This window comes from Marinagarivorans sp. (assembly GCF_982758155.1).
Window position 1 is genome coordinate 1 of the sequence record NZ_CEXWTU010000330.1, and the last position, 4,119, is coordinate 4,119.

Annotated in this window: 2 protein-coding genes; one reads left to right on the top strand and one right to left on the bottom strand. The window is 41.1% G+C overall.

What is annotated here, in order from left to right; translation table 11 throughout:
- Positions 1 to 331: 331 nt before the first annotated feature.
- Entirely contained in the window at positions 332 to 1,849 is a 1,518-nt protein-coding gene (locus AC3A8L_RS20370; protein ID WP_487964107.1) for an RICIN domain-containing protein, read from the bottom strand.
- 1,493 nt (positions 1,850 to 3,342) lie between these two features.
- Here AC3A8L_RS20370 and AC3A8L_RS20375 point away from each other — a divergent pair.
- On the top strand, positions 3,343 to 4,119 hold a 777-nt coding region (locus AC3A8L_RS20375), incomplete at its 3' end, for a glycoside-pentoside-hexuronide (GPH):cation symporter (RefSeq protein ID WP_487964108.1).

Sequence of the window (4,119 nt, forward strand, 5' to 3'; positions counted from 1 at the left end):
AAGCATTAGTGGATGAAATATTGTTTCCTCGTCCCTAAGGGTTTTTCTTAAAAAATCACCCAGCCATTCACTACAGCTAGCCCAAGCAAGCTTCACCTTCTAGGAAATACGCTATGGAGGTCCAGCGCCAACCTTCCACCCCCTGATAATTTTCGATTGAAAACACTAGATTTTAGACAACACACGCCACCTAAGAAAAAACATTTAGTTAATTTTTCGTTAGCTAAAAGCGAATAATGTGCATGCCAGCCAACTCAGGAAAATAAAGACACAAAAAAAAGCCCAGGCTTTCGCTCCGGGCTTTTTACATTTAGAACTTCAAACCTATCGCCTACGGGATAGCAATGAATTCCCATTGCTGGCTATAAGTGCCAGTTTGCGCTTTCAGTGTAACGTTTTCGCCGTTACCAGAAGCATCTACATCTACCGCTATAACTTCATTGCTGCTGTGCTGAGGATCGATGTAGTAGAAATCACCTAGGCCAGAGACTGCATTCACAATATCGAATTTCTGGTTGGCGCCGCCACCCCAGTAAGACCACAAATGAACATTGTTAGTAACGCCATCTATATCAAGGCCAACCCACTGTGCATTTTTGGCAACAATTTTGTAACCACCTTCAGCAAGTGCAACCACCTCCCAATGATTCTCAGTACAAGATTCACATCCCCAAGTATGAACGTTAGTGCCGTTATCAACACTACCGTAATCACGGTTTAGGTAAGCGCCAGTTCTCTTGTTTTTGATAAGGTATGAACCAGCAGTTAAGCCATTAACAGTTTCTGCAACTGTTTCAACTTGAACCCCAGAATCGTCAACATTATTATCCGTGACCTGGGTAATGGTGTTGCCGTCATAAACAAAAATTTCGAAATCGTTACCATCGAAACCTTCCCAAGCAACATAATTACCAGAGATTTGTACGTTACGCTCTTCTAGGCTGTTATCTGTCAAGCGAACAGTGTTTTGGCCGTCATAGAAAAACACGTCCATATCAGCGCCAGAAAATACAGTATTACCTAGGAAGGCCACTTTATCGCCGCTAATTTTAGGGTCACGCTGTATAACAGAGTCAGCAGCACTAATGTTAGTGGCTACTCCATTTTCCCAAATGTAAACATAAGAGGTAGAGAAGCTAAGCGGGCTGGCAGAAAAAGTGATTTTATCGCCAGACACATCAGGAGTACGTAATTCTTGACCGCTCAGAACTATTTCACTATAAGTGCTTGAACTATTATCCCAAACATTAATCGCGCTATCATCACTGCCGTTATATGAGTAGTGCGCCCAAACAACAGTATCACCTTCTAAAGCCATATCGTTTTGAAATGAAGCTGACTTACCGGCAAGCTCATTCAAAGCATAGCTATTTGTACCATCAAAGATATAGAAATGTTTTGCAAAACTATTGTCGGCGTGCGGCACAAGCTGATAAGCAACAAGACTATCTGTTACAGAAATATGGCGAGGGACAAGATACGGGTAGTCACTATCTTCAACAACAAAGCTGGTGCTAGCGCCATCATACAGTTTGATATTGTAGCCATCACGATACGCTACGCGGTCGCCGCTAATTGCTAGGGTACTGTTGTAAACGTAAGAGGTATTGTTTGCGATTTGCTTACCAGAAACACCGTTAAAAAACTGGATAGTGCCAAAAATCTCATAGGCCGACTTTTTCCCAGAAATTTTTACAGTGTTGGTTGCGGCGCCTTGATCAATCGAGCTGCCATTCCAATCGTAGAAATAGTCACCGCTGTTCCAGGTGACATTAGGAGTGTCGGCAGCTGCCGTTGCTGCAAAAGCGATTGCACTTGTTAGCAATAACGGTTTAATAATTCTATTCATTTAAACTCCAAAAAAATATATAAAGATGAAAAATTTAGCCTAAGGGTCAACAAAAAAATACGTTATCGTAAAACCCTATGCCTCACCTTCCACAACTCCACGCCGGTCCCGGCGCCACGCATAGTAACGAACGCTCATAGCGAAAAGCAATAACAAATCAGAAACCAATAACTATTAACTTAATATTAACCTATTAATAAGTTAATATTCGCACAAGTAAGAACACACACAAATTTGTGCACTAAAAATAATTCATTAACAAACCATTAACCAAGCCTAGCAAGTGTATTTATTACCAAAAAATCATGTTTTTTAAACCCAATCATAATTGTCATTTCGACACTTACACACTTACTTACACACATATACACGGTTACAGCCGAAATCGGTTGGACAAGATGTATTTACTCTCTTAGGAAAAATTCATGAGGTTGTAACCTTTAAGTTATTAATTAAAATCAAGCCGAGACGCGTTTTATTTAAAAACTTAAAAATGATTTACAAACATTCAGAGCACACAACATTATTACAGACTACAAATTAATATCCGCAGTAAAACTGAAGCCAAAACAGCTAAGTTTTGTATACTTTTTTAACTTTTCTCGTAAAACATTTCCCCACAAACAACCACCAAACCATTCACCACCCCCGCCCTAAGCAAGTTTAATAATTCTGAAAACACAAACTGTTAGGCAACACATTTTATCCATGCATTAAAGTTTTCGTTAAAATAACGTTAGTTTTGAGCGACTAATAGGCATGCCGCCCAGCAGAGATTTTATTGATAATACAATCCCCAAAATTTCATATTGGCGACCAATGAAATATTAAAAATAACCATAACCCGCAGGCATAAAAGTGAGTCAGATTTTTGATATAAATAAGGATAGAGCTGAACAACCAGATAAAAAATCAAAAAAATAAGGAGGGAAACTACAACCAACAATTTTCTGTTACGCTAGGCATTTGGGCAACACCTGTAACCCAGAAAATGAAACAATACCGCGAGCAAGGGGCGTGCACTGAATAAGTTGCTGGAATTTGGGTTTGTGGGTGTTTGCTTGACGAGGCGAAAATATGGCGTAATAGCCGGCTATTGCAAATATTTTTAACGAAGGCAAGCATGCACCCAGGAATTCAAAAACGGGAAGTTATTTAGTGCGCGCCCCTAAAGTCCGGGCAGAAAAACATCCACCCATATAGAGAGGGGGTCGCAGCCTTAAACACATGATTTTTATTGTCGTTTTAACATTGAAAAATTACATTCAACTTTATATAGTTTTAACCAATGACAAGAATCAGAATTTAGGCCATCTAGGTTATGGAGGCTAAACGATTATTATCATTAGCGGCAAGGGAGCAATATTCCACCCGCTAATGTCTGATATCGGCACCCCCTGCCTTGCCTAAACAGATAAACCCTTATCGTCTCACCCCTAACTTATAGAATTACAGTAGACTAGCATGACGCTGAATATTAGGAATTTTTAAGCATGAATCAAAAAATATCATTGTCAGAAAAGATCGGCTTCGGCCTAGGGGATACCGCCAGCAATTTGGTTTTCCAGGTTTTGATCTTTTTTATGTTGTCGTTCTATACCGATGTATTTGGTATATCCGCCGCCGCAGCTGGAACGATGATACTTGTCGTTCGCATCTTTGATGGTATTACCGATCCTGTTATGGGGGCCATCGCAGACCGTAATCGGTCGAAGTGGGGGCGCTACCGTCCATTCTTACTTTACATGGCTGGCCCCTACGCATTGCTTGCAGTGCTGGCATTCACAACGCCAGACCTATCCGGTTCCGGCAAGCTTATATACGCATACGTCACATATTCATTATTAACCATGGCCTACACGGCTATTAATATTCCGTATTCTGCTCTTGGGGGCGTGATGACCTCTGATGAAAAAGAGCGAGCCTCGGCACAGTCGGTTCGCATGATTTGCGCCATGGTTGCCGGTGTACTCGTTACCCTTCTTATGGATCGATTAGTCACCTTTTTTGGTCAAGGCAATGAGCAACTAGGGTATAGCTGGGCAATGGGGTGCTTTGCTTTGCTGGCGGTTGCTTGCTTTGTAACTTGCTTCTTTATGACTAAGGAGCGTGTTGACCCACCTGCCGAGGAAAAACGGTCAAATTTATTTCAAGATATTGGCGCCTTGTTTAAAAACCGGCCCTTTATGATTATTTTTGCAGTGGCATTTTTACTGCTGGTTGCAATTGCTGTACGTGGCTCAGTTGCGACGTATTATGTGGAATATGTA

Excerpts from the sequence above, each read along its gene's own strand:
- AC3A8L_RS20370 (WP_487964107.1), bottom strand. The coding sequence starts at position 1,849 with ATGAATAGAATTATTAAACCGTTATTGCTAACAAGTGCAATCGCTTTT.